Source organism: Labrenzia sp. PHM005 (genome assembly GCF_006517275.1).
GTDB lineage: Bacteria > Pseudomonadota > Alphaproteobacteria > Rhizobiales > Stappiaceae > Roseibium.
In genome coordinates, this window is record NZ_CP041191.1 from 4,403,379 (window position 1) to 4,430,251 (window position 26,873).

24 protein-coding genes, 1 pseudogene and 1 riboswitch are annotated in these 26,873 nt (G+C 55.8%); of the genes and pseudogenes, 14 read left to right on the top strand and 11 right to left on the bottom strand.

From position 1 onward, the window contains the following. The first annotated feature begins 246 nt into the window (after positions 1–246). Together FJ695_RS19900 and FJ695_RS19905 are read left to right on the top strand one after the other, a co-directional pair. A complete protein-coding gene (locus FJ695_RS19900; RefSeq protein ID WP_141188835.1) occupies positions 247–1,128 on the top strand; it encodes a LysR family transcriptional regulator in 882 nt (293 codons plus the stop codon). A 109-nt stretch (positions 1,129–1,237) separates the two neighbouring features. Continuing rightward, on the top strand, positions 1,238–1,852 hold the full coding sequence (locus FJ695_RS19905) for a thioredoxin family protein (protein WP_141187063.1): 615 nt from the start codon (positions 1,238–1,240) through the stop codon (positions 1,850–1,852). Between the two features lie 25 nt (positions 1,853–1,877). Here the strand turns inward: FJ695_RS19905 and FJ695_RS19910 are convergent, their stop codons facing one another. The 4 genes from FJ695_RS19910 to thiO are packed head-to-tail and all read right to left on the bottom strand — an operon-like array spanning position 1,878 to position 4,485. Further along, on the bottom strand, positions 1,878–2,483 hold the full coding sequence (locus FJ695_RS19910) for a thiamine phosphate synthase (protein WP_141187064.1): 606 nt from the start codon (positions 2,481–2,483) through the stop codon (positions 1,878–1,880). After that, on the bottom strand, positions 2,480–3,253 hold the full coding sequence (locus tag FJ695_RS19915) for a thiazole synthase (RefSeq protein WP_141187065.1): 774 nt from the start codon (positions 3,251–3,253) through the stop codon (positions 2,480–2,482). Before FJ695_RS19915 ends, FJ695_RS19910 begins: the two co-directional genes overlap by 4 nt. A gap of 3 nt (positions 3,254–3,256) precedes the next feature. Further along, positions 3,257–3,454 (bottom strand): sulfur carrier protein ThiS, encoded by a 198-nt coding sequence (gene thiS / locus FJ695_RS19920; RefSeq protein ID WP_141187066.1) that lies wholly within the window; start codon positions 3,452–3,454, stop codon positions 3,257–3,259. After that, the gene (thiO, locus tag FJ695_RS19925; protein ID WP_141187067.1) at positions 3,451–4,485 is read right to left on the bottom strand and encodes a glycine oxidase ThiO; all 1,035 of its coding nucleotides are present in this window, start codon (positions 4,483–4,485) and stop codon (positions 3,451–3,453) included. The genes thiS and thiO overlap by 4 nt, the downstream gene beginning before the upstream one ends. A gap of 116 nt (positions 4,486–4,601) precedes the next feature. Further along, positions 4,602–4,731, bottom strand: a riboswitch (TPP riboswitch). A gap of 180 nt (positions 4,732–4,911) precedes the next feature. Between thiO and FJ695_RS19930 the strand changes: the two genes are divergently transcribed. From FJ695_RS19930 to FJ695_RS19940, 3 genes are all read left to right on the top strand, one after another. Further along, the gene (locus FJ695_RS19930; RefSeq protein ID WP_141187068.1) at positions 4,912–5,847 is read left to right on the top strand and encodes a pirin family protein; all 936 of its coding nucleotides are present in this window, start codon (positions 4,912–4,914) and stop codon (positions 5,845–5,847) included. A gap of 148 nt (positions 5,848–5,995) precedes the next feature. Further along, a complete protein-coding gene (locus FJ695_RS19935) occupies positions 5,996–6,718 on the top strand; it encodes a class II aldolase/adducin family protein (protein ID WP_141187069.1) in 723 nt (240 codons plus the stop codon). 2 nt (positions 6,719–6,720) lie between these two features. Continuing rightward, a complete protein-coding gene (locus tag FJ695_RS19940; protein ID WP_141187070.1) occupies positions 6,721–7,617 on the top strand; it encodes an ROK family protein in 897 nt (298 codons plus the stop codon). Positions 7,618–7,758: 141 nt separating this feature from the next. On the opposite strand, the gene FJ695_RS19945 is transcribed toward FJ695_RS19940, so the two are convergent. Beyond that, entirely contained in the window at positions 7,759–8,733 is a 975-nt protein-coding gene (locus FJ695_RS19945) for a DMT family transporter (RefSeq protein WP_141187071.1), read from the bottom strand. A gap of 234 nt (positions 8,734–8,967) precedes the next feature. Between FJ695_RS19945 and FJ695_RS19950 the strand changes: the two genes are divergently transcribed. Then, on the top strand, positions 8,968–9,543 hold the full coding sequence (locus FJ695_RS19950; RefSeq protein WP_141187072.1) for a MarR family winged helix-turn-helix transcriptional regulator: 576 nt from the start codon (positions 8,968–8,970) through the stop codon (positions 9,541–9,543). A 16-nt stretch (positions 9,544–9,559) separates the two neighbouring features. Here the strand turns inward: FJ695_RS19950 and FJ695_RS19955 are convergent, their stop codons facing one another. Then, positions 9,560–10,612, bottom strand: a complete 1,053-nt coding sequence (locus FJ695_RS19955; RefSeq protein ID WP_209010741.1) for a M23 family metallopeptidase — start codon at positions 10,610–10,612, stop codon at positions 9,560–9,562. A 122-nt stretch (positions 10,613–10,734) separates the two neighbouring features. Further along, positions 10,735–11,601, bottom strand: coding sequence for a LysR family transcriptional regulator (locus FJ695_RS19960; RefSeq protein WP_141187073.1), 867 nt, complete (start codon positions 11,599–11,601; stop codon positions 10,735–10,737). A 96-nt stretch (positions 11,602–11,697) separates the two neighbouring features. Here FJ695_RS19960 and FJ695_RS19965 point away from each other — a divergent pair, with 96 nt between their 5' ends. From FJ695_RS19965 to FJ695_RS19980, 4 genes are all read left to right on the top strand, one after another. Beyond that, entirely contained in the window at positions 11,698–12,840 is a 1,143-nt protein-coding gene (locus tag FJ695_RS19965; protein ID WP_141187074.1) for a TauD/TfdA family dioxygenase, read from the top strand. Beyond that, a complete protein-coding gene (locus FJ695_RS19970) occupies positions 12,837–13,475 on the top strand; it encodes an HD domain-containing protein (RefSeq protein WP_141187075.1) in 639 nt (212 codons plus the stop codon). The genes FJ695_RS19965 and FJ695_RS19970 overlap by 4 nt, the downstream gene beginning before the upstream one ends. Further along, positions 13,476–14,306, top strand: a complete 831-nt coding sequence (locus tag FJ695_RS19975; RefSeq protein WP_141187076.1) for an alkaline phosphatase family protein — start codon at positions 13,476–13,478, stop codon at positions 14,304–14,306. A gap of 113 nt (positions 14,307–14,419) precedes the next feature. Beyond that, positions 14,420–15,184: an FKBP-type peptidyl-prolyl cis-trans isomerase gene (locus tag FJ695_RS19980; RefSeq protein WP_141187077.1), complete on the top strand. Its 765-nt coding sequence runs from the start codon at positions 14,420–14,422 to the stop codon at positions 15,182–15,184. Positions 15,185–15,215: 31 nt separating this feature from the next. Here the strand turns inward: FJ695_RS19980 and FJ695_RS19985 are convergent, their stop codons facing one another. Further along, on the bottom strand, positions 15,216–16,637 hold the full coding sequence (locus FJ695_RS19985; RefSeq protein WP_141188837.1) for an 8-oxoguanine deaminase: 1,422 nt from the start codon (positions 16,635–16,637) through the stop codon (positions 15,216–15,218). 466 nt (positions 16,638–17,103) lie between these two features. On the opposite strand from FJ695_RS19985, the gene FJ695_RS19990 reads away from it, so the two are divergent. The 3 genes from FJ695_RS19990 (at position 17,104) to FJ695_RS20000 (ending at position 20,568) form a co-directional block, all read left to right on the top strand. Continuing rightward, positions 17,104–19,284, top strand: a complete 2,181-nt coding sequence (locus tag FJ695_RS19990; protein ID WP_141187078.1) for an anthranilate synthase component I — start codon at positions 17,104–17,106, stop codon at positions 19,282–19,284. A gap of 101 nt (positions 19,285–19,385) precedes the next feature. Further along, positions 19,386–19,793 (top strand): nuclear transport factor 2 family protein, encoded by a 408-nt coding sequence (locus FJ695_RS19995; RefSeq protein WP_141187079.1) that lies wholly within the window; start codon positions 19,386–19,388, stop codon positions 19,791–19,793. Between the two features lie 145 nt (positions 19,794–19,938). After that, a complete protein-coding gene (locus tag FJ695_RS20000) occupies positions 19,939–20,568 on the top strand; it encodes a DUF4375 domain-containing protein (RefSeq protein WP_141187080.1) in 630 nt (209 codons plus the stop codon). A gap of 160 nt (positions 20,569–20,728) precedes the next feature. On the opposite strand, the pseudogene FJ695_RS20005 reads toward FJ695_RS20000, so the two are convergent. After that, positions 20,729–21,766, bottom strand: a pseudogene (locus FJ695_RS20005) (methyl-accepting chemotaxis protein); the annotation flags it as partial. Between the two features lie 51 nt (positions 21,767–21,817). Then, complete coding sequence (locus FJ695_RS20010) at positions 21,818–22,354, bottom strand: PAS domain-containing protein (protein ID WP_141188838.1); 537 nt, start codon at positions 22,352–22,354, stop codon at positions 21,818–21,820. Between the two features lie 404 nt (positions 22,355–22,758). Here FJ695_RS20010 and FJ695_RS20015 point away from each other — a divergent pair, with 404 nt between their 5' ends. Next, complete coding sequence (locus tag FJ695_RS20015) at positions 22,759–23,682, top strand: hypothetical protein (protein WP_209010742.1); 924 nt, start codon at positions 22,759–22,761, stop codon at positions 23,680–23,682. Between the two features lie 44 nt (positions 23,683–23,726). Here FJ695_RS20015 and amt read toward each other — a convergent pair whose 3' ends face one another. Continuing rightward, positions 23,727–26,867: an ammonium transporter gene (gene amt, locus FJ695_RS20020; RefSeq protein ID WP_209010743.1), complete on the bottom strand. Its 3,141-nt coding sequence runs from the start codon at positions 26,865–26,867 to the stop codon at positions 23,727–23,729. Positions 26,868–26,873: the final 6 nt, after the last annotated feature.

A 26,873-nucleotide genomic window follows, 5' to 3' on the forward strand; every position in this document is an offset into this window, starting at 1 on the left:
GTTGATCATGAACCTGTTGTCGCTTTTATTTTTGCAACATACAAGACGAGATAACCCGTATCCGTTGTGCGTTTTTTATAGTTATGTTACCCAATCCGACAACACATTATCATTTGTCATCCCGGACGCAGCAAAGCGAAGATCCGGGATCCAGTATGCCGCAGCCCCAGTCTACGTTCTGCAGACTCATTTGATTACTGGATCCCTGCATGCGCAGGGATGACAACAAACATGAGGTGGCGGAATTTGAATTGGGACGACATCCGCATCTTTCTAGCCATTGCTCGCACGGGACAGATCCTCGCTGCCGGCAAGAGGCTGGGATTGAACCATGCAACTGTTGCCCGGCGGTTGACAGCGCTTGAGGACAGCCTGGGCAAACGGCTGTTCGACCGCTCCACTTCCGGCTGCGTTTTGACCGATGCCGGCAGCCGGTTCTTCGAACGCGCGGAAGCAATCGAAGCTGAAGCGCTCGCTGCCGAAGCAGATCTTGGTGGCGACACCCCGGAAATCACTGGAACCGTGCGCATTGGTGCCCCAGACGGGTTTGGCGTTGCTTATCTCGCCCCCCGCCTTGGGCTTTTGACACACCAGCACCCAGGTTTGACGGCTCAGCTTGTGCCCGTCTCCCGCTCGTTTTCCCTCTCCCGGCGCGAAGCAGACATTGCAGTCACCATCGACCGGCCCGAAACCGGGCGGTTGATCGCGGGCAAACTGGTCGATTACGCGCTCGGTCTTTATGCGTCCAAGACCTACCTGACAGAGCGCGGCACGCCTAAAGTTCCAAGCGATTTAAGCGCGCACGACCTTATCGGCTATGTGGAAGACCTGCTCTATTCTGCATCCCTAAATTACGGAACGGAGTTTTTCAAAGGCTGGTCAGCCCGCTATGAGATTGCGTCGGCCCTTGGTCAAACTGAAGCCGTCCGGGCGGGAGCTGGGATCGGCATCCTGCACGATTTTATCGCGCGCGCGGACCCGAACCTGGTTCCCGTGTTGCCGGACATGAAATTGAAGCGAGCTTATTGGATGGTGACGCACGAAAGTTCCCGCCCCTTGCGGCACGTGGCTGCCGTTCAGGACTTTTTGCGTGATCAGGTTGCGCGAGACAGAGCAACTTTTGGGTAGGTCCGGTTTAAATTGATCTGAGCAGCGCCTGTGCCCGGAACACCAAATTATGATTCAGAAAGAGAACAGGAAATCCGGTAAGATTTGCCATTAACAGGGAGGAAGTATCATGCCGCTTGCCCGTTTATGCCGTGCTGTCATCCTTTGTTTGATCATGACCACAGCGCCCGCACTCGCGAGCGACCAATTGCCAGAGCCGGAACTCGGCGACAACGGACTGCACATTCAGCCCTGGTTTCACGAAGGTTTTCTGGAACTGGCCGATGACTTGGCTGAGGCGGCAGACAACGGAAAAGATCTTTTGATCCTCATCGAACAGGCAGGCTGCCCCTATTGCCGGGAGTTGCACGAAGTGAACCTGCGCATTCCGCGGATTACAGACTACTTGAATGAGAAGTTTCTGGTCGTCCAGCTCGATATGCGCGGCTCACGGGAAGTCGTCGATTTCGACGGAACAGCAATGGAAGAGCGGGCGCTGGTGCGCAAATGGGCCGTCAACTTCACCCCGACAATGATGTTCGTGCCGAAGGAAGCGCTGGACAGCACCGGAACCGCAAAAGACCGGACAGTGATGACGATGCCGGGCTATTTCAAGCCCTTCCACTTCGACACGATGTTGCATTTCATCGCATCCGATTCCTATGCCGGAGGCGATTTTCAGCGGTATCTGGATGAACGGGCACAGACACTCCGTGCAGCGGGGGAAAAGGTCGACATCTGGTAACCCCCGCTCCGTAATTTGACCTGAGTTACCGCCACGTCTCGGTCGCCGCGATCCACTCGCGTGTCCGGCCTTCCGGGTCAGCACTCAAGGTGATGTCGGTGACAACCGCGGCCATGTCAGCGCCATGCTCAAAGACGCCTGGAACGCGCTCCACATTCAGCCCGCCAATGGCAACCAGCGGCAGGTCGCCGACCTGTTTCTTCCAGCGTGTGATCTTCTCCAGCCCCTGCGGCCGCCATTTCATCTTCTTCAAAATGGTCGGATAGACCGGGCCCAGCGCGACATAATCAGGGTTCACCGAAAGCGCTGTGTCCAGTTCATCGCCGTCGTGGGTTGACACACCCAGTTTCAGCCCCGCCTTGCGGATTTCATTCACGTCGGCGTCCGCCAGATCTTCTTGCCCGAGGTGCACATAGTCACAGCCTTCGGAAATGGCGAGCTGCCAATAATCGTTCACGATCAATTGGCAGCCGTGTTTTTCACACACGGCCTTGGAGGCTTGGATCTGCCGGACAATGTCCGTCTCCGACTGATCCTTGATGCGCAGCTGCACCAGTTTCACGCCAACCGGCACCAGCCTTTCGATCCAATCTGAACTGTCAACGATGAGGTAAAAAGGGTCGAGCTTCATTCAAAAACCGCCATGCCTATGACTGGAGTGGAGGGAACCGCCATATCGCGCGGCGCTAAAGGTTGGGCCTTATAAGCTGTTCGCCCGGCAGAAACAGCCTCACCAAAGGCTTTTGCCATGGCCACCGGATCACCGGCCTTGGCAACGGCTGTGTTTAAAAGCACCGCGTCAAAGCCGTATTCCATGACCTCCATCGCATGCGACGGGCGCCCCAAACCAGCATCAACCACCAGCGGAACATCCGGGAAATGCGCCCTATACGCTTTCAGAGCTTCCGGATCGACAGGGCCGCGCGCAGAGCCAATCGGTGCGCACCAGGGCATCAGAACTTCACAGCCGGCGTCCAGCAACTTTTCTCCGACCATCAGATCCGCTGTTGTGTAGGGAAAGACCTTGAAACCATCTTCGCAGAGGATCTTTGCAGCTTCCACGAGCCCAAAGACATCCGGCTGCAGGCTGTCGTGATGACCGATCACTTCCAGCTTGACCCAATCGGTGCCGAACACTTCCCGGGCCATTTTTGCCGTGGTGACGGCTTCCTTGACCGTATGGCATCCGGCCGTATTCGGCAGTACTTTGACGTTCAATTCCCGGATCAGATCCCAGAACCCGCCCCTTCCAGCACCTGATGCCATTTCCCGCCGCAGAGAAACCGTCACGATCTCCGTGCCGGACGCTTTGACCGCGTCGGCAAGACATTGAGGAGATGGATATTGCGCAGTTCCCAAAAGAATCCGGGATTGCACTTCTTCGCCATAAAACGAAACCACCGGTCAGCCTCCTTGGCGCGGAGACAGGATCTCGATCTTGTCCCCCTCGTTTAAAACGCAGTCCGCCCGCTCTTCGGCCGGGACAAAATCGCTGTTGAGCGCTGTTGCCAAAAACTCCGGCTCAAAGCCAAGCTCGGCGAGCAGTGCATCCAGCGTTTTGGCGGAGACCGTCTGGTCTTCGCCGTTGACGGTGAGGTTCATGTCTTCGCCTCATTGCATGTTGAGAGAATTTGGTTTGCAGCCCTTTGAGCCATTGAAGGCGCCAGCAAAAAGCCATGCCGGTAAAAGCCATTGAGCGAAAGCCGGTTTCCGTCCTGCCGGACTTGCGGGAAATTGTCGGCATAGGCCGGGCGGACGCCCGTCCCGGTTTCGACAATTTGGGCTTCGGCAAAGGCCGGGTGAACGGCATAGGCGGCGTTCAAGAGCTCCATAAGCGAGCGGACTGTAACTGGCCCGCCCTGATCGCTTTCGATCATCGTCGCCCCGACCATAAAATGATGGTTGTCCCGCGGCACGATGTAAACGGGGATCCTTGGATGCAGCAGGCGGACCGGACGTGACAGGGTGACATCGGGGGCATGCAAAATCGCCATTTCGCCGCGCACACCGCGCAATCCCGTCTCCAAAGCTTTCATGCCCGTGCAATCAACTTCAATTTCCGCCCCAGCCTGCACCTCCGCCGGCGCCTGGCAAAACCGAACGCCTAGTTTTTCCAGTTTGCCCTTGAGCGCTGTCAGGGCCTTGCGCGGATCGAGATGGGCTTCATCCTTAAAAAACAGTGCCTTTGAAAACCGCCCGGCCAGATCTGGCTCCAACTCGCCAACGTCAGCGCCGTCAATCCAGTCATAGCAACTGGTGCGGCTGGCAAAGCGGGAGAGCTCCTGCCTGTCACGCGGAGGAGCAACAACCAGTGTGCCATTTGGGTGCACATGGCCCGGCAGTACAGTCTCCCACCAACTCACCGCCTCTTTGCCCAACAGAAGAACGTCTTCTGCAGCATTCTCCCGCTCACACCAGGGCGCCAGCATGCCGCCCGCATACCACGAGGCGCTTTTTGGGCCGGGTCCTGACGGATCCACAACGGTGACAGCCACACCCCGCGTTGCCAACTCATAAGTGAGTGCAAGTCCTGCGACACCTGCCCCTTTGATCACGACAGTTTTAGTGCCTGCACCCGTTTTGGCGCCGGTCTGATGCTCTGCTGTCTTTACAGGCGATACTGAAGACCGCATTGGAATATCCTCTTTCAAGCGGCTCTACCGCCTGCCAGGTTTTCCTGCTGAGAATGGGGGAGAAGGTGTCCAGCGATCCAGCCGGTTACAGCAAAGTCACTGACGCAGCCTGCACGACACAGACCGTCCCACCCTCCCTTCGCCAGCATGACCTGGATCAGGTTCATCGGGTCCCTGCGCTGCACGGATTATCCGTGCCCAGCAGCATCTCAGCCCCCTTTCGCGGAGGCACCCCGGGTGAAGCCCTGACATGCCTCTTCCGGGACCGGACTGTCAAGAGACGCTCTTAAAGCTCAAAACTCAAATTGCAGGTCCGTGGCACCGGTGACTTGGAAACGGACTGTTCAATAGACAAACACAAGCGGCTTCCCAATCTCTAGCTGCAATGCATAATTGGTTTTGGATGAGAGGTTTAAGGAGAGGTCTATGAGCTGGTTGAATGTTCCCGACCCCACGCCCGGAGATGCGGCAAGCTGCGATCCGATTGACACGATCATTGTCCCGCGCACGTCCGATCTCGGCGGGTTTTCCGTGCGCCGTGCCTTGCCGTCTGCCAGGCGGCGGATGGTCGGCCCGTTTATCTTCTTCGATCAGATGGGTCCTGCAGAGCTGCTGGTTGGCGGCGGTGTCGATGTCCGACCGCACCCGCATATCGGTCTTGCGACCGTCACCTATCTTTTTGAAGGCGAGATGTATCACCGCGACAGTTTGGGAACGGAAATCGCAATCTCACCAGGCGCTCTCAATTGGATGAATGCGGGTAAAGGCATCGTGCACTCCGAGCGCGAACGTCCCGAGCGCATGACCCAGACACGCCCGCTGTTCGGCCTGCAAAGCTGGGTGGCCTTGCCGAAAAATCTGGAGGAAAGCGACCCGACCTTCCAGCACTTTGGCACGGAGGAACAGCCGGAGTTCGCAGATCAAGGGGTCTCGGTGAAGCTAATTGCCGGATCGCTTTATGGCCACAATGCGCCGGTGAAAACGGCAACGGAGATGTTTTACGCCGATATTCATTTGGAGCCCGGCGCAAAGGTACCGCTCGACGCTGGCTGGGAAGAGCGCGGCATTTATACAATCGCCGGGCAAATCTCTATCGCTGGCCAGACTTTCGATCCGGCACAGCTTCTGGTCTTCAAGCCTGGCGATTCCCTGGTGGTTGAAAACACCTCGCCCTATCCGGCTCGCTTTGTTGTTTTGGGCGGCGAACCAATGGATGGACAACGTTATATCTGGTGGAACTTCGTCTCTTCGTCCAAGGAACGGATCGAACAGGCCAAGGAAGACTGGCGCCAGGGCCGGTTCGACATTGTTCCGGGCGACGAGGAGGAATTCATTCCCCTGCCCGACCGGCCCGGTCCTTGATCCGATCACTACAGCGAACAAAAGGCCGCTTCACAAATTTGGAGCGGCCTTTCTGCCGAAACCGGTGCGGAAACGGCTTTCGGCCACCATTGCCCTTGAAGGTCTGTCTTGCCCTTTATACAAGACAACGATGTTTCAAGGAGTTGTCATGCCCGCACAGCCACGTCCCATATTCCCAAAAGATACTCTCGCTCTGCGCTGGGAGATTATTGAGACGGCCCGTGCCTTGCCAAAACGCGGCCTGACCAAGGGCACCTCGGGCAATGTCAGCGCTCGAACAAAGGACGGCTTTCTGATCACACCGTCCGGAACGCCTTATGAGGAACTCACGGAAGCCAAGATCGTCGCGGTCGACCTCAACGGCTGTTACCGCGGAGACATCCTGCCGTCGTCGGAATGGCGCATGCACCTTGATTTTTATCTGGCGAAACCGTCCTGCGGTGCCGTCGTTCATTGCCATAGCCCGCGGGCAACGGCGCTCTCCTGCCATCGTAAGGGTATTCCGGCCTTCCACTATATGGTGGCGCTGGCTGGCGGTGACCGCATCGACTGCGCCCGCTATGAGAGCTTCGGCACCCGCGCCCTCTCTGAAGCCATGATCGAAGCCTTAGGCGACCGGAACGCCTGCCTTCTCGGCAACCACGGACAAATTGCCGGTGGCCCGACACTCAAGAAGGCACTCTCGGTCGCTGAAGGGGTCGAAGACTTGGCAGATCAGTATCTTTCATCCCTTGCGCTCGGCGAACCTGTCCTTCTCAATGAAGCCGAAATGGCGGACATCCTGCAAAAATTCAAAAGTTACGGCAAACAACCCGGCGAATTGGAAGGCGGCCAAGACGCTGCTTTTGAACTGCCGAAGAAGGTGGGCTGAACATGCGTCTGGGTATTGATTGGGGCGGAACCAAAATCGAAATCATCGCTCTTGGTGATGAAGGCGAGGAACTCTTCCGCCAACGCACAGCCACGCCAAAAGATGATTACAACGGCTGTCTTCAGGCCGTCAAAAGTCTCGTTGAAGCTGCGGAAAAAGCAACCGGCCAGACCGGGTCTCTCGGTCTCGGCATTCCAGGGTCTCTGTCGCCCAAAACCGGGCTGGTGAAAAACGCCAATTCCACTTGGATGAATGGCAAACCGCTCGACAAGGACCTGGAAACGCTGCTGAACCGGCCAGTCCGGATCCAGAATGATGCCAATTGCCTGGCCGTTTCTGAAGCCACCGACGGCGCGGGTGCAGGCGCACATATTGTTCACGCTGTGATCATCGGCACTGGGTCCGGATCCGGCATCGCCATCGATGGCCACGCCCATCTTGGCGCCAACGGCATCGGCGGCGAATGGGGCGGCATCGCCCTGCCCTGGATGACGGCTGAAGAATTTCCGGGCCCCAAAAGCTGGATCGGCCACAACGGTGTGATAGATCTGTGGTGCTCCGGCACCGGTTTTCAGCTGGACTACAAGGAAAAAACCGGCAACCCGCTCAAAGGTCACGAGATCATCGAGCTCAAGCGCTCAGGCGATCCTGTCGCCACAAAGGTCTACCGGGATTATGTCAGCCGTCTGGCCCGTGCGCTCGCGATGTCGGCCAATCTTTTGGACCCGGACGTCTTTGTCCTCGGCGGCGGCATGTCCAACATCGCCGAACTCTACGACGACCTTCCGGATGCCATGCTGCCGTTTGTGTTTTCCGACACGTTCGAAACACCTATCCGCAAAGCCAAACACGGCGACAGCTCCGGTGTGCGCGGCGCCGCCTGGCTGTGGAACGATTGATCTGAGTTTTCTTGTCTTCTGACTTTTCCGCCGTCCCGGATGCAGCGGAGCGGAAATCCGGGACCGAATGGTGATGGATAATGACTGGTCCCGGCGCTAGGCCGGGACGGCAATTTCAATATTCTGTCCGGCTAACAGGTACTAACCTCTATCCTTGCCCAGAGCGACAAAGACGATGCCGAGAGCAACGGCGGCGATGGCGCCGATTTTGGCTGCATTCGGGATTTCACTGAAAACCAGGTAGCCAAGACCGAGGCCTGCGACCGCTGCGACAGACCCGATTTGGCTCAGGTACACCGGTCCGGCGACCTGCTGAAGGCGGAAGTAGAGCCCGTACTGCACCGCGAAAGCTCCGATGTTTGCAATCAGCAGACTTGCTGCTGCCGATGTCCAATCGACCGGGATGACCGGGATTCCCATGGCCGCATTGAAGACAGCCAGCGCCAGAAACGCGGTCACCATCATGCCAAGGGCCAGCTCGATTGCGGTCGCCCCATCCGGCCACTTTAAGGTCCGGTAGATGTTGCCGGCTGCCAGAAAGACTGGGATCGCCAGCGTGACCACCGACCAGAACGAGGCTTCCGCCGACACGCCGGCTCCGCCGCCCGCCAGCAGAACACCGCCAACAACCCCGGCCAAGACACCAATGCTGCGCAGCATTTTGAACCGCTCCAGGCCGATCAAAACGGCAAAGGCATAGGTCAAGACCAGAGGAAAGGCGAACGTCAGCGAGACAAAACTGGCTCCCACTTTGGGCGCTGCCATCACTGCGATCATATTAGGGGCGATGAAAAGAAGCCCGGTGATTGAAATGTAGGTCAGCAGCCGGATCTTGGCGGACCTTTCCCTCCGGCTTTCCCGGCCGCTTTCAGCGCCTAAGAGTTTCGTCACGAAATACAAAAGCCCCGCGCCGCCAATAATAGACCATTGCAACAACCCGAGCGGATGCCACCCCACTATGGGCCCCGATTTGGCGAAGATCATCGACAGCGCCAGAAAACTGCCGACGATAAGCAGAAGAAATAGCGGTTGATCATAGAGCCGCGTTAAAAGAGACCCGCGATGAGGTGCAGCGGATAAGGCGCCCTCAACAGTGGTTTTTGCTGTCTCCGACATAGGAAAGTCCTTTATCAAATTGCTCACGAACCAGACAGTTGTGCTTGTCGAGAATGAACATAATCATTTTTATCTTTATATCAAGATACTTTTCCGCAAGCTTCTTGAAGTCGATTGACAAACAGACTTGATTGACGCAATTTCCAGCCAATCACTTCAAAGCTGACCGTCCCCGCTGTTCACCGTTTTCAGCGGCAAAGGCATGGCCAGCACCGGCGCGCCAGGAAACCAACCATGACGAAGCCCCCTTCTGAGAAAACCAAAAATCCTCAACACCTTTTTGGAGATCCCGAAGATCTGTTGATCGACCGGGCTGAGCGCGCCCAGCGCCAATGGCAGAAGGAAATTCCTGAGATCCGGAACCAGCTGACCCCGATGGTCGTCTTGGGCCGGCTCAACGAAGCCTCTCAGGTTATGAGCAATGATTTTTTGACCCCGGCCTATGCCAAAATCGGCTTGAAGATAGGCGAATTCGATGTACTGGCAACGCTGGTGCGCTCCGGTCCGCCATACAAATTGACACCCACCGAGCTTTACCGCACCACAATGATGAGTTCCGGCGGCATGACGGCCCGCCTCGACAAATTGGAAAAAGCCGGTCTGGTGGAACGCTGCCCGCATCCGGAAGACCGGCGCGCGCTCACGGTCTGTGTCACAGATAAGGGACTGGACCTGATCAAGGGCATGATGCCGGACTACGTTAAAGCCCAGGCAACCGCCGTGGAAGGTCTGACAACAGACGAACAGGACCAGCTCTCTGGTCTCTTAGAAAAACTCATCCGCTCGGCAAACGAGAAAAAGTCGGGTTAACACAAAGTCTTCACGTCTAGTCCAAGACAAAGCGCGCTGTTCCCCGGCTTACGGCTTTGCCATTTCGGACAAGCACCGCCTCTCCTTGATAGGTCCCGGCCGGCCAGCGCTTTTCCCGCAATTTTCGTCCGGAAAAGGCGACCCATTGCGCCTTGGATCGCGGCATCGGTTTACCGGTGGAAGCTGCAAACTCTCCCTCCGGCCCCTGCACCTTCAATACCAACCGGTCTCCCTTGCGCAAATTGATCGCCCTTGCAAAGAATACCAGAGCGCCGGAATCTGCCAACGGACTTGAGATGCTGCCGTTTTCAAGATCCACTGTCGACATCGGGCCATCCGCAAACCCGAGCTCGATCAAGCTGCCGGATGCATCTTTAAGCAGATCACCAACCCCGTTTTGCCATAGGGACGTTTCTTGAGACGGTTCAGATACTGTACAGGCCTTCAAAATATCCTTCGAAGGACTGCGGCCCCAAAAGGGGTCTACGACCGCACCGTCTTTGCGGACCGATAAATGCACATGGGCAAAGGCCGCCAAACCGGAATAACCGATCCGGCCGAGCTTCTGGCCGCGGGCGATTTTGTCTCCCGCTTTTACAGCAACGGACCCTTTTTGAAGGTGGCAGTACTGGGTTTCCCAGCCGTCTTCATGAACAAGAACCACGCCATTGCCACACTCCCGTCCCTTAACCCCGGCACGGTCTATCTCTGTCTGCACAAGCCGGTCGGCCATGTCATTACGGGCACCGCGGACAATCCCGGGTGCAGCTGCCAGAACATTCGCCGTTGCTTTGGTATTCAACACCCGGAAGTCTGTTCCCTTATGGCCATCGTATGCTGCCGAGCCGCAGATTGCATCCAGAACACCAGGCTCGGGATCGAGGTCGACGTAGTTTTGGACAAAACAGTCTTGGCCTAATTTGCAATCAACAGGCAGGCTAAGACGGAATGTCTCATTGGCCTGCACCGCTTCATGCAAAGGTACAAAAAAGCTCAGGGCGAAGACTGCCCTTGCAAACCATGAAACAGCCTGTGCACGCGTCACATCAGATCCCATCAAAATAGACATGCCCCCAGACACATAAACCGCCAAGATATTTCTAACGAGGCCTTTGTCGCTGTCAGCGCCATGGAATCCAAACAACTAGTTGCCGGACTTTATTGCAACAAATGCTGATTTAATCGTTTTCTTCAGGCATGTGCCTCTGTCAATTCGTCCTCTAATGTCTGCCATTGCTGGTTCGAAACCGCCTCTTTTGAGGCCAGGAGCCAATAGGTCTGGTGATGCGGCAAGGACTCTTCTGAAAGACGGATCAGGTCACCGGTGGCGAGCGCCGCTTGGCATAAGGGTAACGAGCCGAGCAAAACACCAAGGCCAGCCTTGGCCGCGGTCAAGGCCGAGGAAAACGTATCGAACCTATACTCAGGAAGTGGCACGGCGGGTGCGCCAAACTGCAAGATCCAATCGTTCCACCCCGGGCGCGGACCGGACACGGCAATGCGCGGCAGGTCCTGCCAATCCTTTTTGCTCTTAAGAAGTTTGGGCGCGGCCACCGGCGCCAAAATTTCCTTATAAAGCGGCACCTTATAGGCCACCGGCCAGGTGCCCGTGCCATAGCGCACCCGGATGATGTCGTCGTCCTGCAGCCCGTCTTCGGTAAGAACCATGGTCTTGAAGGAAAACTGCGCACCCGTCGCCTCAGAAAGCTTGTTCAATCGGGACATGATCCACAAATCGATGATCGAGGTGCTGGCTGACACCGTCAGCCGGTTGCGGCTGACCCCAAACAACCCTTCGGAACTGTCGCGCAACCGGTCAAAGGCCGAGCGCACATGCGGCAACCAAGCTTCACCTTCCACGGTTAAGGCGATGCTGCGTGGCTGACGCAGAAACAGCTGCGTTCCCAAGAGCTTTTCCAGTTTTCCGATCCGCTGGCTGATCGCCGATTGGGTCAGCCCGGTCTCTTCGGCAGCCCCGGTAAAACTGCCGCAACGCGCCGCCGCCTCAAAGGCCCGCACCCACTCTAGCGGGAGTTTGTCAAACTTCGGCTGAGCCATTACGAAATCACCATCTCAGACTGACAAATCATAATTTGAATTCATGCATAAACCACACGATCTTGAGCGCAACCCAATTAGGAGAGGCTTTGGGACATGATCGACGTTTCTATTCAAGATGGTGGCACTTATCTGACGCTTTCCGGCGGAGGCGCATCTAACCGCTTTCATGCCATCTGGTTGCGCGACAACGCGTGGGATTCCGAGACCCGCGCGCCTGGAAATGGTCAGCGGCTGATCGCCCTGCGCGATATCAGCCCGGATGTCTCCATCTCGGCCGCGGAAGTTCGCAGCGGTGCGCTGCATGTCACCTTCGCCCCGGAACAAAAGACCGTCGAATATGCGCTCGATTGGCTTTTCGAGAACAGCTACGACAAGGAGCATGACCCTGAACGCGGCTGGACGTCCGCATCAATTGAACATTGGGATGGCGCCCTAAACTCTGCCGTTCCGTCGGCAGATTTCTCCGCCGTTCAATCCAACCCTTCTGAAAAGCGTGCGTGGCTGGAACAGGTCGCAAGATACGGTTTCGGCAAACTGACCGGCGGCCCAACCGAAGATCAGGCTTTGATGAAAGTCGTCGACCTCTTCGGCTATGTCCGCGAAACCAACTATGGCCGCCACTTTGAGGTTCGCACAGAAGTCAATCCGACCAATCTGGCCTTTACTGGTCTTGGCCTGCAGGCGCACACCGACAATCCCTACCGCGACCCGGTTCCGACCGTTCAAGTGCTCTATTGCCTGGAAAGCTCGGCTGCGGGCGGCGAAAACATGGTCGTCGATGGGTTTCGGGCCGCCTTACGCCTGCGCGAGGAAAACCCGGCATGGTTTGATGTCCTGAGCCGCTATTGCGCCAAGTTCGAATATGCTGGCGAAGACGGCGTCATCCTGCGTTCCCGCCGGCCGATGATCGAGTTGACGCCTGACGGTGAACTGATCGCCGTGCGCTTCAACAACCGCTCCGCCGCCGCGATCACAGATGTGCCGTTTGACGACATGGCCACGTATTACGCAGCTTACCGGCGCCTTGGGGAAATCATTGACGATCCGGCAATGGAAGTGACCTTCCGCCTTGAGCCAGGCGAATGTTTCATCGTCGACAACACCCGCGTTCTGCATGCCCGCAAGGCCTATTCGGGCACTGGCACCCGCTGGCTGCAGGGCTGTTACGCCGACAAGGACAGCCTGTTGTCGACGCTGGCTTCCCTGCAATCAGAGCTGCCGGAGGCGGCGGAATGACGAAGCCGGATTTTTCCATCCTGACCCAGGATAACATCGTCGCGTTTCTCGGCGACATCTTTGAACGCTGCGGCGATGAGGAATATCTGGGTGAACCGGTCACCATGGCGCAGCACATGCTGCAAGGGGCGACAATCGCCGAAGAAAATGGCCTTGAGGAAGACATCATCGTCGGTGCCCTCCTCCATGACATCGGCCATTTCACGTCCGAATTCGGCACGTTTTCGATGAACGACACCGAAGACCGCTATCACGAAGAAGCCGGAGCAGAAGTGCTGTCAGCCTTTTTCCCATCGGTGATCACGGATTGTGTCCGCTATCACGTGGCGGCCAAGCGGTATCTCTGCGCCACCAAGCCGGACTATTTCGACCGCTTGTCGGACGCTTCTGTTCACTCCCTGAACCTGCAAGGCGGGCCTATGTCTGAGGAGGAAGTTGCAGAATTTGAAAAGAACCCGAACCTGAAAAAAATCATCCAGGTCCGCTATCTGGATGAAGCGGGTAAACGCGCAGACATGCAAACGCCAGACTTCTGGCATTTCGCTCCGATGGTCCAAAAGATCGTCGATGGGCACATGCAGGCCCCGGCAGCCGAACGCACTACCGATGCGGACACCGAACGGGAGGCCGGATAAATGGCAAATCCCGTATGCCTCATCATTATAGACGGCCTGCGTCATGATACGGCAATCGAAGAGTGCGGCTACTTGATGGCCGCCGTTGAAGCCAAACAAGCCCGGGCCTGGCAAATGCAGAGCTGCCTGCCGACGATCTCCGCCCCGCTCTATGAAACCATCCACACCGGACTCGCCCCGATCGAGCACGGGATCTTGAGCAATGAGGCCATCCGCCCGTCAAACAAACCGAATGTCTTTTCAACCTTGAAGACTGCAGGAAAAACCACCGGCGCGGTGGCGCATTCTTATTATCACACCCTCTACGGCGGCACCGCGTTCGACCCATTTGAGCACACGGAAATCAACGATCCGGATGCCCCGGTCCCCTATGCCCGCTACTATTCGATGGAAGGTTATTCAAAGGTCAATCCCGCCTTGCCGTCAGAGACAGATCTTTGCGCGCAGACTTGGATCCTCGCCCAGACCCATAAACCGGACTATCTGCTGCTGCATTCTTCCAGCTGCGATTCCCTCGGCCACTACTACACCAGCAGTTCGGCCGAATACCGCCATCAGGCTTGGCGTGTCGACAATGCGCTGTCAAGGCTCATTCCGAGACTCAGGGATGCGGGCTATGATGTGTTGGTGACAGCAGATCATGGCATGAACGAAGACGGCCATCATGCGGGCGATCAGCCCGGTTTGCGCGCCGTGCCGTTTTTTGTGTTTTCCGACCGGTTCAAGGCTCCGGAAAATGAGATTCTGGACCAGAAAGCGATCGCACCAACCATTCTGGCTCTTTTGGAAACGCCCATTCCGCAAAGCATGACTTCAAAAGCGCTCACATAGAGACTGCTGTGCGGCAATTCGCCCAAGGAACTTCAACGGGCCTTGATTTGCAATTCGTCAGGAGATGACCGACGTTCTGATCAACTTAATTTCCAGAGCTATTGGACATCGACATGATCAAATGGATCGCGAGCCTCATCACTGCTGTAATGCTTATTGTGCCCGCCGCGGCACAGGACGAATTGCAGATCAAGGACCTTCAAAAAGGCACGGGCGAAGAAGCAAATGTCGGCGAAACGGTGGTGGTTCACTACACCGGCTGGCTGATGGACGGGACCAAGTTTGATTCCAGTGTTGACCGCGGCACGCCCTTCTCCTTCACGCTCGGCGAGCGCCGGGTGATCCCCGGCTGGGAACAAGGCGTGGAAGGCATGCAGGTCGGCGGCAAGCGCGAGCTGATCATTCCCCCCCATCTGGCCTATGGCACGTCCGGCGCGGGCGGCGTCATCCCGCCCAACGCCACGCTGAAGTTTGAGATCGAGCTGCTCGAGGTCAAGGCCAAGAAATACTCCAAACTCGGCAATGACCAATTGAAAGCCAAGCTGGCCGCCGGCGCCACCGTGATCGACATCCGCCGTCCGGATGAATGGAAAGACACAGGCGTTATACCCGGCACCCATTTGGTGACTTTCTTCGATGCCTCCGGCAACACCAATCCGAATTTCGGCAAAGCCCTGCAGTCGTTGATTTCCGGGCCGAACGATGAAGTCATCTTTCTGTGCCGGACCGGCGCCCGCAGCAAAGCCTTGTCGGAATACCTCTCAGGTCAAGCCGGCTTCACCCAGGTCGCCAATGTCACCAACGGCATCACCAGCTGGATATCAGACGGCGGTGAAGTGACGGACGCCGCACAGCCGGAAAACTGCTGGCTGTGTTGACTTCTGCGACTTGGAGCTAAAACCGTTGCGGCTACACGCCCTCCGCCAGCTTCAGGCTCAGCCGGTTATGGGTTTCGATCACGGGCCCCATGTCCATGGTGGTGATCTGACCATCCTCGACAACCACCTTACCGTTGATCACTGTAGTGTTGACCGTTTGAGGTGCGCAGAAGACGACGGCTGCGACCGGGTCATGCAGTCCGCCTGCGAAATTGATTGTATTCAAGTCAAGTGTGAAGAAATCTGCGCACTTACCTGTTTCCAAAGATCCAATATCAGTCCTGCCTAGAACAGATCCGCCACCGAGCGTCGCCAATTCCAAAGCTTCGCGCGCGGTCATCCACTCTCCGGCGCGCAAGGGATGTGCCGGCGGCAGAAGCGCATATTTGCTTGGGCCTTCCGGCGGCTGAAGGCCGAGTTGCAAGCGTGCCAGAAGCATGGCCTGCCGGGCTTCCATCAGCATGTTGGAGCCATCGTTGCTCGCCGAGCCGTCCACCCCGAGACCGACCTTGACGCCAGCGGCCATATATTTCTTCACCGGCGCAATGCCCGACGCAAGCCGCATGTTGGAGCACGGGCAATGCGCCGCGCCGCAGCCGGTCTTGGCAAACAGGCGGATCTCATCATCATCCACATGAATGGCATGGGCGAACCAAACATCGTTTCCGGTCCAATCCAGCCCTTCCATCCATTCCACGGGCCGTTTGCCGAAGCGCTCCAGCGTGTAGCGCTCTTCATCCTGCGTCTCGCACAAATGGGTGTGCAGCATCACGCCTTTGTCTCGGGCGAGCGCCGCGCTTTCACGCAGGAGATCTTCAGAGACCGAAAATGGTGAACATGGCGCCACGACCACCCGGGTCATGGCATGGTCATTCCCGTCATGAAAACGGTCAATCACCCGGATGGTGTCTTTCAAAATGAAGTCTTCGTCCTCGACACATTCATCTGGTGGCAGTCCGCCTTTGCTTTCTCCGAGCGACATAGACCCGCGACTGGCGTGAAACCGCACGCCGAGGTCTTTTGCTGCTTCAATCTGGTAATCGACCTTATTGCCGCTTTGAAAGAGATAGGTGTGGTCGAACACCGTGGTGCAGCCGGAGAGTGCCAGTTCAGCCAAACCGATCAACGTGCTCGCACGTGAGGCTTCCGGATCAGTTTTTGCCCAGATGCGGTAATGGGCTTTGAGCCAGGGAAACAGATTGTTGTTTTGCGCCGCCGGCAAATTGCGCGTCAGTGTCTGATTGAGGTGATGGTGTGTGTTCACAAAACCGGGCAAGACGATCTGCCCAGTGGCATCAATGACCTTGTCCGCCGTTGTCGGCAGATCCTCCGTCGGCCCGACTTGCTTGATCACACCGTCAACGGCAAAAAGCCCCCCGCCCCGGATTTCCCGGCGCCCGCCATCCATAGTGACAAGCATATCGGCGTTTTTCAAAAGCAGGGTTTGGGACATCATAAATCTTTCAAAAAGGAAACGTTGCCGGCCACACTAACCGGTCGCTTTTATTCTGACCACGCTGAGCCCCCACGAAACTCTTTCAGGCCAAACCATAGAATATTGGATTTCTGGCGGCAGCTTCCCCTTAGAGGCAGCAGCGGCATACACGTACGTCGGCAAACGATGGTGTACCTCTGGCAGATACAGTCACCAGGAAAGCGTTTACTGACCGATTTAGAAAATTCTGTCCGTGGAACTGCAGACCATTGCCTCCCTCATCACTTTCCATTAAAGCTTGCTCCATGATTAGAAACCTGAAAGCAGCTTGGTGGTGGCGCGGCGCGAAATAGGCGGCCAGCGATCACTCATGCTCTGACAGGATCGAACATTTCACCAAGGCCGCCGCGGATACCGCTGGCGGCCTTGGTGCTTTTAAGGCCGCCATGACCTCCACAAAGGCCGGATAAAACGGGGACGTACCATGCCGCAATTGGCAGACCAGAGTTTTGTAACCGAGAGCGGGATCACAATCCTGCGCAGCTCACGCCCTTCCGATTATGAGACCGGAACATCCGACTGGATCGACCGGCTGGATTCTGAACGCGGCGCCGTGCTGGCCTCGTCTTACGAATATCCTGGCCGTTACACCCGTTGGGATATGGCCTTGGTGAACCCACCGCTGGTTATGGAAGCGGCTGACCGGAAAGTCGAAATCCGAGCGCTCAACGAACGTGGCAAGGTGATTTTGCCGGCAGTTGCTGCAACCCTGAAAACCCATGCCGATGTTGAAAGCTTCTCGGCATCTGATGATCGCATCGATCTGACGGTCAAAAAACCGGATCGGGATTTCCAGGAAGAAGAGCGTTCGCGTCAGCCCTCTACGTTCTCCATCGTTCGCGCTCTGAAAGAGCTTTTTGCCTGCAACGATGATCAACTTGGTCTCTACGGCACCTTCGGTTACGACGTCGCCTTCCAATTCGAGCCGATCGATCTGAAGCTGGAACGCCCGGACGATCAGCGCGATGTGGTTCTGTTCCTGCCGGACGAAATCTTGATCGTCGACCACCATGGCAAACGCGCCTATGTGCTGGAGTATGATTTTGTCGTCGATGGTGTCTCCACTAAGGGACTGGAGCGGACCGGAGAAAAGCAGCAATACACTCCTGCCAACCGCGATCCGGGCCGCGGCGACCATGAACCGGGCGAATACGCCAAGCTGGTCGATGAAGCCAAAAACTATTTCCGCCGGGGGGATTTGTTTGAGACCGTGCCAGGACAGGTGTTTTATGAATCCTGCCCGAACCCTCCGTCGGCCGTTTCCAGGCGCTTGGCCCAGATCAATCCATCCCCCTATTCCTTCTTCTTCAATCTCGGAAACAACGAATATCTGGTCGGTGCTTCACCGGAAATGTATGTCCGGGTAACCGGTGGCCGCCGGGTGGAGACTTGCCCGATTTCAGGCACCATCCGCCGCGGTAAGAACGCCATTGAAGACGAAGCCCAGATCCGCAAGCTCTTAAATTCAGCCAAGGACGAAGCGGAACTCACCATGTGTTCCGACGTCGACCGCAACGACAAGAGCCGGGTCTGTGTGCCGGGATCGGTCAAGGTGATCGGCCGGCGCCAGATTGAGATGTACTCCCGTTTGATCCACACCGTGGACCACATTGAAGGCACCTTGCGCGAGGACATGGACGCGCTAGACGCGTTTCTCTCCCACACTTGGGCGGTGACGGTGACGGGTGCACCGAAACGCTGGGCGATGCAATTCATCGAGGATCATGAGAAATCACCACGGGCCTGGTATGGCGGCGCCATCGGTGCGGTTCTCTTCAACGGTGACATGAACACCGGCCTGACCCTGCGCACCGTGCGCATCAAGGACGGCGTGGCCCAGATCCGGGCCGGAGCGACCCTACTGTATGACAGCATCCCGGAAGATGAAGAGGCCGAAACCGAACTCAAGGCCGAAGCCATGCGCGCGGCCGTGCGTGAGGCTGGACTTGCCATAAAATCGGCAGATTCCGGTGACGCGCACAAACCTGGAGAAGGTCTGAAAATCTTGCTGGTCGATCATGAAGACAGCTTTGTACACACGCTGGCGAACTATTTCCGCCAGACCGGCGCTGATGTTGTGACCTATCGGACCCCGGTTGCCGACCACGTCTTCCATGATGTCAATCCGGATCTTGTTGTCTTGTCCCCTGGTCCCGGCAATCCAAAAGATTTTGATTGCGCGGCAACGATTGGCCGGGCCCGCGCCCGCGCGCTGCCGATTTTCGGTGTTTGCCTCGGACTACAGGCCTTGTCGGAGTATTTCGGCGCTGAACTCGGCCAGCTGGATGTGCCAATGCATGGCAAACCGTCCCCTATCAGCGTTGAAGGCAATTCCCTGGTCTTTGACGGTTTGAATGCACCGGTGACCGTCGGCCGCTATCATTCTCTCTTTGCCAAACGGGACACACTGCCCGGCGACATCCGCGTTACGGCTCAAACCGAAGACGGCGTGGTTATGGCAATCGAACACCAGAAAGAAGCGATTGCCGCCGTTCAGTTCCACCCGGAATCGATCATGTCTCTCGACCAGGACGCCGGCCACAAGATTATAGAAAACGTTGTATCCCGGCTGGTTCAAGCAAAACCGCTGGCCGAAACGGGGTAAAATTTCCTGACCGGGTCTCCTTACGTCACGGATTTACCGCTTAAGAGCTGCAGGATACGATCCTGCAGCTCTTTTGTTTTGCAGCGATTTCGGGAGGATCCATGACCGAATACTCAGACCATCTGAACCTGTGGCTCAGCGGACTTGAAGGTGGGGATAAATTCAAGATCCTGAACAAGATTTTGGCAGATGACTGCGTGTTTTACAGCCCCGTCATGCACACACCGCAAAAGGGCAAACAGCTGACATTTCTTTATCTCGCCAGCGCGTTCACTGTTTTGCTGAAAGAAGGAAAGTTTCAGTACCGGCGGATCCTTGAACAAGGCAATGATGCTGTTCTGGAATTTGAAACAGAGATCGATGGGATCCTCATCAACGGTGTCGACATGATGACCTTCAACGACGATGGGCAGATCACCGAATTCAAGGTGATGCTGCGGCCGATGAAAGCCTTGGAAAAGGTCAAAGCGTTGATGATGGCTGAGCTTGAAGCGATGAAATCAGCTTAATCCAACTGATTTACTGCGCACCCACAACGCTTTCAAATTTCCCGTTGCGAGATGATCGAAAGTTGGCACTCGCAGCGTTAGCGCTTAGGTAACAACTTTTCCGATAGTCAAGAATTCAGCTCGCGACATATTTGAGGAAATCCTTATGGACTGGCAACATGCCGATCACCCCGATCCAGAAATTAGTTTAGAATGGAGCGAGGATTTCTGGCCGCCGGAAGAATGGTATTTTATGCCGGACTGGGCATGGGGAAACACAGACCCACTGTGGAAGTTTGACAATCCCGAATCCGCAAAAGCTGTTGCCGCAAAAATGACCAAAGAGCAGCTTTATCTTTTTGCGGTCATGCAAGTGGTTGGAGACATATGCAACGGCGGATTCTCTCAGGCTTTTTACAACTCCTACAGTGAATTAGCAGAAGAAGCGGTCCTAGGCCTCGAGATGTTCGGATTACCGCGCCACGCTGAAATTCTTGACGAAGGTTTCACTCTTTTTGGCATTCGCCCAATTCCACGTGACCGCAACGTTCGGATCGCCAAGCTAGAAGCTCTTTCCACAACCGAAAAGGACAGATTTGGTGTGTTTGGCTTTTTGGGTTTTGGGAAGCCAGCCATCAACCCAGCTGGAGATGTCGTAGAACGTTGGGAACTATTGCAAAGCGAGTTATTTAAGTTACTCCAAGCAGATACACATGGAGATGGATATGATGCGGCCTTTTACCGGCCAATAGCGGAGTGGATATACGAGCGTAAAGACCGTTTCTTCATACTCTAGTGTCTCTTGCCAACGAATACGGGTCACACTTGGTTCATCAGCCGACCTTGGTTGCGGTTGCGAGAAACTCGCGCATGTCCTCGCGCAGCGACCGCATCTGGGCTTCCTGTGTGCTCAAGGTCTCTGCCTCGACCAGCACCCGATCGCTGATCTGTTTGCTCTCCATGGTCGCCGCTTGCACATTTGCGATGCTGCTGCTGACCTCGGCTGCGCCAGCCGCAACTTCGTCGATGTTGTGCGCGATCTCTCCGGTTGCCGCTGCTTGCTGTTCAACAGCAGAGGCAATCGCAGTCGAGACTTTACTCACCTGATCAATCGCCTCACCGATTTCACCGCTGGCGTTCACAGCGTTCTTGGTTGCGGACTGCAGGCCAGAAATCTGACCGTTGATCGTTTGTGTCGCGTCTGCGGTCTGCCCGGCCAGTGCTTTCACTTCCTGGGCAACAATTGCAAATCCGCGGCCATGTTCACCGGCGCGCGCCGCTTCAATCGTGGCATTCAAGGCCAAAAGATTGGTTTGTGCGGCGATATCCGTAATTAGCTGAACCACATCACCAATTTCGGCCGACATCTTCGCCAGGCTGCCGATTTCCTGGTTCATGGTCTCCGACTTAGATACGGCGCCTGATGCAATGTCTGCAGCAGATAAGACTTGCCGGTTGATTTCTGTGACCGAGCTGGACAGCTCTTCGGTCGAAGCAGACACACTTTGCATGTTGGCTGAGGTTTGCTCGGCCGCCGATGCTACCAGTGTGGATTGCTCATTCACGGTATGGCTGGCCTCGGCGACACCGGCAGACACCGTATTCAACTCCTGCACTGAATGAGTAACGGTATCAACGACGTCCTTGAGCCGCGCCTCAAACTGTTCGGCCAGCGCACAAAAGGCGTCATGCTTTTCTTTAATAGCGATTGTGGCCTGATTGATGCTGCTGGCGGCACTGGCGAAACCTCCAACCATTCCGGTTTCCGATATCAATCGGAAATGCTGGTTGCGGCCGACATAATCCAGACATGCCTTGGACTCGCGCAAATAGGCGTCCGTCCGGTCTATGAGCAAATTGATCGAATGCATCAGCTCAGCGGCTTCACCTTTCTCCGTGATACCAATGATGCGTGCTTCGAAGTCACCGGCTGCGACAGCCTTGCACACCTTGGTCGCCTTCTTCAGAGAAGATCTGCTCAATCCGGTCATCATGTGTCTCTTCCCATACTCAAGCTGAAGCGAAGTCCCGTTCGTCACCAGCCGTCAGGCAGCCGCGCGCAGGTTTGCGAGGAACTCGTCATAGCCAATCCCATTTTCCGCTAGCAGGTTCAGCACCATCTGCTCTGCTGCGAGCATGCCTTCTTTACGGCTGGCATGACGTTTCTCCTCTTCCAGAAGAGCGCTGTAGAGGGGAATAATATGCTGATTGATCACTGCTTTTTCCGGAACCCGCCGGTTGGAGTGATAACTGATTATCTTCCCGCTTGAATCAAAGCTCGGCGTTACGTGAGCATAGACCCAATAATGGTCGCCGTTTTTGCAGCGGTTGACGACATAGGCGAAGATTTCATTCCCCGCCTCCAACGTCGCCCATAGCAGCTTGAAAACGCATCGAGGCATATCCGGGTGACGGATAATGCTGTGCGGCTGCCCCAGGATTTCTTTTTCGGTAAAGCCCGCCACTTCGAGAAAAACCCGGTTGGCGTAGGTGATCCGGCCCTTCAGGTCGGTCTTGCTCACTATAACATCATCGGGCGCGAAGGTTCTTTCGTGTCCAGTTAACGTAACTGCCTTAGGCACCCCAACACTCCCGGTAAGTTGCTGCGAAAAACTCAGCACACCTCTTAAATCTCCCTCAAAGTATTCGATGAAGTGATTTAAATTTTGCTAAACACAACAATACGTACAATTACAATTATATTTCCAACATTGTCAAAGTTATCACTATATCTTTATACTATTTCTTTCAACAACTAGAAAACGAAATTAATTCACAAAATCTCGGACCAAAATCTAATAATCAGGCAAATATGTTCGAGATTTCGACAATCTCCATTTAGGTAAGGCAATGAAATATACGCATATATTGCCGCCCAAGGTTTTAACGACGTAAAAATCAGGCTAATCTTCAGGTGGACCTTCTCGCCGCAACACCTGCTCGGTGGGCAGATGAAGTTCGGTTGTAACCGTGGCAAGGATCAGCGGTGACGATTATAAAACAATTCCGACGCCGTCTTTTTGCACTGCCGCTAGCATCGTGTTTGCTTGTGTCCACTGCGTTACTGCTGCCGATCCCAATACCGGCAAGCGCCCAGACACCGCTGATTGAAAACACTTTGCTGGGTATTGGCATTTGCCCGCCTTGGCACCCGCAATCCGTAGAGGTTTGCCGCAACAGTGTCGAAACCGTTTTGGATGCTTTTTCTACCCGCCTTGACATATCGGCAGCCGGAATACGGATGATGCTCAATGAAGGGGCATCTGCGGCCAGTTTGAAAAAAACCGTGATGGAGCTTGCCAATACACTGGGTCCGTCCGACCGGCTGATCATTTACGCCAACTTGCCGTCAACCAGCACCAGCCAAACGGACGCTGGCGAGAACAGCCGCCAAATCCTTCAACTGTGGGCTGATCACGAGCCGGAAACCATACAAACAGCTATTGAAACCGGCACATGGGTCTCAGCGCCGGCCTTTGCCGCCATGTTGCATACCGTGCCTGCCGGCGAGGTTATCTTGATTTTGGACACAAGCAATTCGGACACGATCGACGCCGAACTCTTGGAAAAACATGCGACCAATTTGGACGAACGGCCGGAAGCGCTCGTGACATCCGCAGGCGCAGGACAAAAGGCCAATTTTTCCGCAGACCGGACGATAGCGCTGTTCGCGAAACACCTAGCGGCAGCCCTGGAAGTGGTCGACGGAACACTGGCTGATGTGATCAAAACCGCTTCTGCAGGAACACGGCAGGCAGCCATCCCTATTTGTATTTCTCTCAAGGAAAACCGGTCGGATGGCCCGAAGGAAGAAAAAAACTGCACGCAGGTCCCGGAAATTCATGATCCGGCAGGTATCCTGGGAACAGTCGCCATGCCAGTGATCATAGCCGCTACAGAAGGCAATTGATTGCAATTCTTGGCATTGTCCCGGCGGCAGATCCCAATACCAGATCAGCCGGCAAGCTCCTTTGCCTCAAACGGTTCTTCCCCAAGCTCACAAGCAAAACGCAGCTGATCAAGCGCCGATCTCACATCTGCAGGCGCTTCACGGATAAGATGATCTACCGGAGCCGGCTTGCCAATCAAGAACCCCTGAGCTTCATGACACCCACGGTCTGCCAGAAGGCATAACTTCTCCGTATCTTCCACCCCCTCGGCAACAATCCGCATGTTCAATGCTTTGCCGAGCCGAACCACAGTTTCAACAATTGCCAGCGAGTTATAGTTCCGCGAGGCTTCTTGAACGAATGACCGGTCGATCTTGATGCAATCAAACGGGAATCGGCTCAGATAGCTGAGCGACGAATAGCCAACACCAAAATCGTCGAGCGCGATTTTAACCCCTACGGCCTTCAACTTCGTCAGGATCGACAGGGCCCTGGCATCGTCTTCAATCAGCGTGTTCTCGGTGATCTCCAGCTCAATCCGATGCGCCGGGATACCAGATGCATCGATCGCGCTTTCGACATCCTCCAGAAAGTCCTTGTCGCGGAATTGGACCGGACTGACATTCAAACTAATGTTTGCAGACGGGATATCCCGCGCCGCCACCACGAGCGCTCTTTGCAAAACGAATTTGCCAATACCAATGATTTGGCCCGAGCCCTCAGCGACAGGGATAAACTCGCCTGGACTGATGAGCCCTCGTTCCGGGTGATGCCACCGGATCAATGCCTCATAAGACACGATTTGTCCGGTCGACAAATTTAGCCGCGGCTGAAAATAGAGTTCAAACTCGTTGTTTGAGAGAGCCGAGTTCAGGTCCTTCTCCATAGCCCTGCGTTTGCGGACCTCAGCCCCCATACCCTGGCGGAACAGACAGTAGGTTTGCCGCCCCCGGCTTTTGGCGTTGTAAAGAGCAATATCGGCATTTGAAATGACCTGTTCTTCGCTGTCAGCCGATGTAATCAACGCCACTCCGACACTTGCACTTGGTTTGACGACCAGCCCGTGACCGCAGTTTATCGGCTCCGACAAAAGCGAGACCAACCGGTGCGCCATATCCTCAGCCTGATTGGCAAAAGCAATCGACGTCTGAATGATTGCAAACTCATCCCCGCCAAGCCGGGCAACCGTATCACTTCCCCGGCAAGCGGACATAAGCCGTTCAGCGGTTACCCGGATGACCTTATCGCCCGCGGGGTGCCCATGCAGATCATTGATGTCTTTGAACTTATCCAAGTCGACCAACAACAGGGCCGCCCCCTGCCCAGCCTTCTGACAACGCGCGAGTGTGTGTTTCAGCTCCGCATTGAAAACGGCCCTATTGGGCAAATCTGTCAAGGGATCGTGCTGCGCCAAATGCAGAATTTGCGCCTCAGCTTTCTTCCGCTCCCGTAAGTCAACCAGTGCTGAGACCCGGGTCGGTGTCCCGCGGTAAGAAATGACACGTGTCCGGATTTCGACCGGCACCCGCTCGCCGGAGCGGTTGATGAAGGTAACTTCACGCGGTTCTTTTTCCGCTTTGACCAAATGCTCTTCCAAGGTTCCGGCTAAATCGGTCTCGACAAACTCATAAAGTCCGCGCATCTCCAGATCTTCTATGGAGTGGCCGACCAGCTCCTCAAAGGTTTTGTTGCCGTCTATAATGCGGCCATCGACCGAAATTACGATGGCATCAAAGGTCGCGTTGGCCAGCGCCGACAGGCGCTCAGATTCTTCCTGTGTCCTCTTCGCATCGGCAACACGTGAATACGCCTGTTCCTGGCTTTGAACGGTTTCCATCAAGGCATTGAAGAGACGGGTGAGCCGTTCTGAATCTTCGCCCTTAGACACTTTAAGCCGCATCGACAAGTCGGCCTTGCCGGCAATCAAGCTATCAAGTGCATCTTCTACATGGCCAATGCCGAGCCGGGTGCCATGCTCGGCTTCATTCAGGCCAATATCCTCATCGTGACGGGACAGGCGGAGCGGCCGAAGCTTGTTGAGAAGCCCAAGTACGAGGAAACTAACGCCAAAGCACCAGGCGAAATTCGTCAAAACACCTTGAAGCTGGATCAGCAACTGCGGGATCCGCGCCCCAAGCGGCAATGTTTCTACTGGCGCCAGTAGAGCTAAGGCGAGCGTCCCGGCAACGCCGGCAAATCCATGCACACTGATTGCGCCTACCGGATCATCCAGCTTGAACTTGCGCTCCAGGAACACTGCTCCCAACAGAGCAACGGCGCCACCAAGCGCTCCCACAGCCAAGGCTGCTGGCGGGGTCAGAATATGGCAGCCGGCGGTCACCGCGACCAAGCCGCCCAAGAGGCCGGAAATAGAGTTTTCCGGCAGCACCACACCGTCCCGGTATTTTCCTAGCAGATAGCCTGCCGCTGTTCCGGCTGCAGCAGCCAGAACCGTATTTGCGAAAATCCCTGGTACGTCCGGACTTGCTGATAGGGTCGATCCACCGTTGAAGCCAAGCCAGCCGACAAATAATGCAAGCGCTCCTGCGGTCGCCAAAACCGAGCTGTGGCCTTGGATCCGACAAGGGCGCCCATCGTTGTCAAAGCGCCCGACCCGCGGCCCTAGGAAGATACAGGCCGCCAGCGCTATCCAGGCTCCTGTTGCATGCACCACGGTGGACCCGGCAAAATCGACAAATCCCTTGTCGGCAAGAAAGGCCTCGGCATCCGGAAACAGAACACCGCCCCAGGCCCAGCGGGCAAAAACCGGATAAATCAGTCCTGCGGTCAGTACGGTGCACCAGATGTAAGCTTGAAGCCGCATGCGTTCCGCGACCGCCCCTGAAATGATGGTCGCTGCAGTCCCGCAAAACATCACTTGAAAGGCAAAAACGGTCAAAATCCAAGGCGTAACGTCACCAAGGGCAATCAGCCGCGGATCAACTCCGGCGAACCAGCCGCCGCCAGCGCCGAATGCTAGGCTGAAGCCGAACACGGCGAAGATGATCACACAGATAGCAAGGTCAAGCAGGTTTTTCTGTGCCACATTGATGGAATTCTTGGACCGGACCAGGCCCGCCTCCAACAGCATGAAACCGACCTGCATCAGCAGTACGAGCCCAGCGGCCACCAGCAGCCAGACCATATCCAATGTTCTTTGCAAGCCTTCGGCCGCTGCAGCCGCAGGTGATGCCAGAAATGGCAAACAAAA

Coding starts and splice junctions, on each gene's coding strand:
- FJ695_RS19905 (WP_141187063.1), top strand. CDS start 1,238: ATGCCGCTTGCCCGTTTATGCCGTGCTGTCATCCTTTGTTTGATCATG.
- FJ695_RS19910 (WP_141187064.1), bottom strand. CDS start 2,483: ATGAAGCTCGACCCTTTTTACCTCATCGTTGACAGTTCAGATTGGATC.
- thiS (WP_141187066.1), bottom strand. CDS start 3,454: ATGAACCTCACCGTCAACGGCGAAGACCAGACGGTCTCCGCCAAAACG.
- thiO (WP_141187067.1), bottom strand. CDS start 4,485: ATGCGGTCTTCAGTATCGCCTGTAAAGACAGCAGAGCATCAGACCGGC.
- FJ695_RS19930 (WP_141187068.1), top strand. CDS start 4,912: ATGAGCTGGTTGAATGTTCCCGACCCCACGCCCGGAGATGCGGCAAGC.
- FJ695_RS19935 (WP_141187069.1), top strand. CDS start 5,996: ATGCCCGCACAGCCACGTCCCATATTCCCAAAAGATACTCTCGCTCTG.
- FJ695_RS19940 (WP_141187070.1), top strand. CDS start 6,721: ATGCGTCTGGGTATTGATTGGGGCGGAACCAAAATCGAAATCATCGCT.
- FJ695_RS19945 (WP_141187071.1), bottom strand. CDS start 8,733: ATGTCGGAGACAGCAAAAACCACTGTTGAGGGCGCCTTATCCGCTGCA.
- FJ695_RS19950 (WP_141187072.1), top strand. CDS start 8,968: ATGACGAAGCCCCCTTCTGAGAAAACCAAAAATCCTCAACACCTTTTT.
- FJ695_RS19955 (WP_209010741.1), bottom strand. CDS start 10,612: ATGTCTATTTTGATGGGATCTGATGTGACGCGTGCACAGGCTGTTTCA.
- FJ695_RS19960 (WP_141187073.1), bottom strand. CDS start 11,601: ATGGCTCAGCCGAAGTTTGACAAACTCCCGCTAGAGTGGGTGCGGGCC.
- FJ695_RS19965 (WP_141187074.1), top strand. CDS start 11,698: ATGATCGACGTTTCTATTCAAGATGGTGGCACTTATCTGACGCTTTCC.
- FJ695_RS19970 (WP_141187075.1), top strand. CDS start 12,837: ATGACGAAGCCGGATTTTTCCATCCTGACCCAGGATAACATCGTCGCG.
- FJ695_RS19975 (WP_141187076.1), top strand. CDS start 13,476: ATGGCAAATCCCGTATGCCTCATCATTATAGACGGCCTGCGTCATGAT.
- FJ695_RS19980 (WP_141187077.1), top strand. CDS start 14,420: ATGATCAAATGGATCGCGAGCCTCATCACTGCTGTAATGCTTATTGTG.
- FJ695_RS19985 (WP_141188837.1), bottom strand. CDS start 16,637: ATGTCCCAAACCCTGCTTTTGAAAAACGCCGATATGCTTGTCACTATG.
- FJ695_RS19990 (WP_141187078.1), top strand. CDS start 17,104: ATGCCGCAATTGGCAGACCAGAGTTTTGTAACCGAGAGCGGGATCACA.
- FJ695_RS19995 (WP_141187079.1), top strand. CDS start 19,386: ATGACCGAATACTCAGACCATCTGAACCTGTGGCTCAGCGGACTTGAA.
- FJ695_RS20000 (WP_141187080.1), top strand. CDS start 19,939: ATGGACTGGCAACATGCCGATCACCCCGATCCAGAAATTAGTTTAGAA.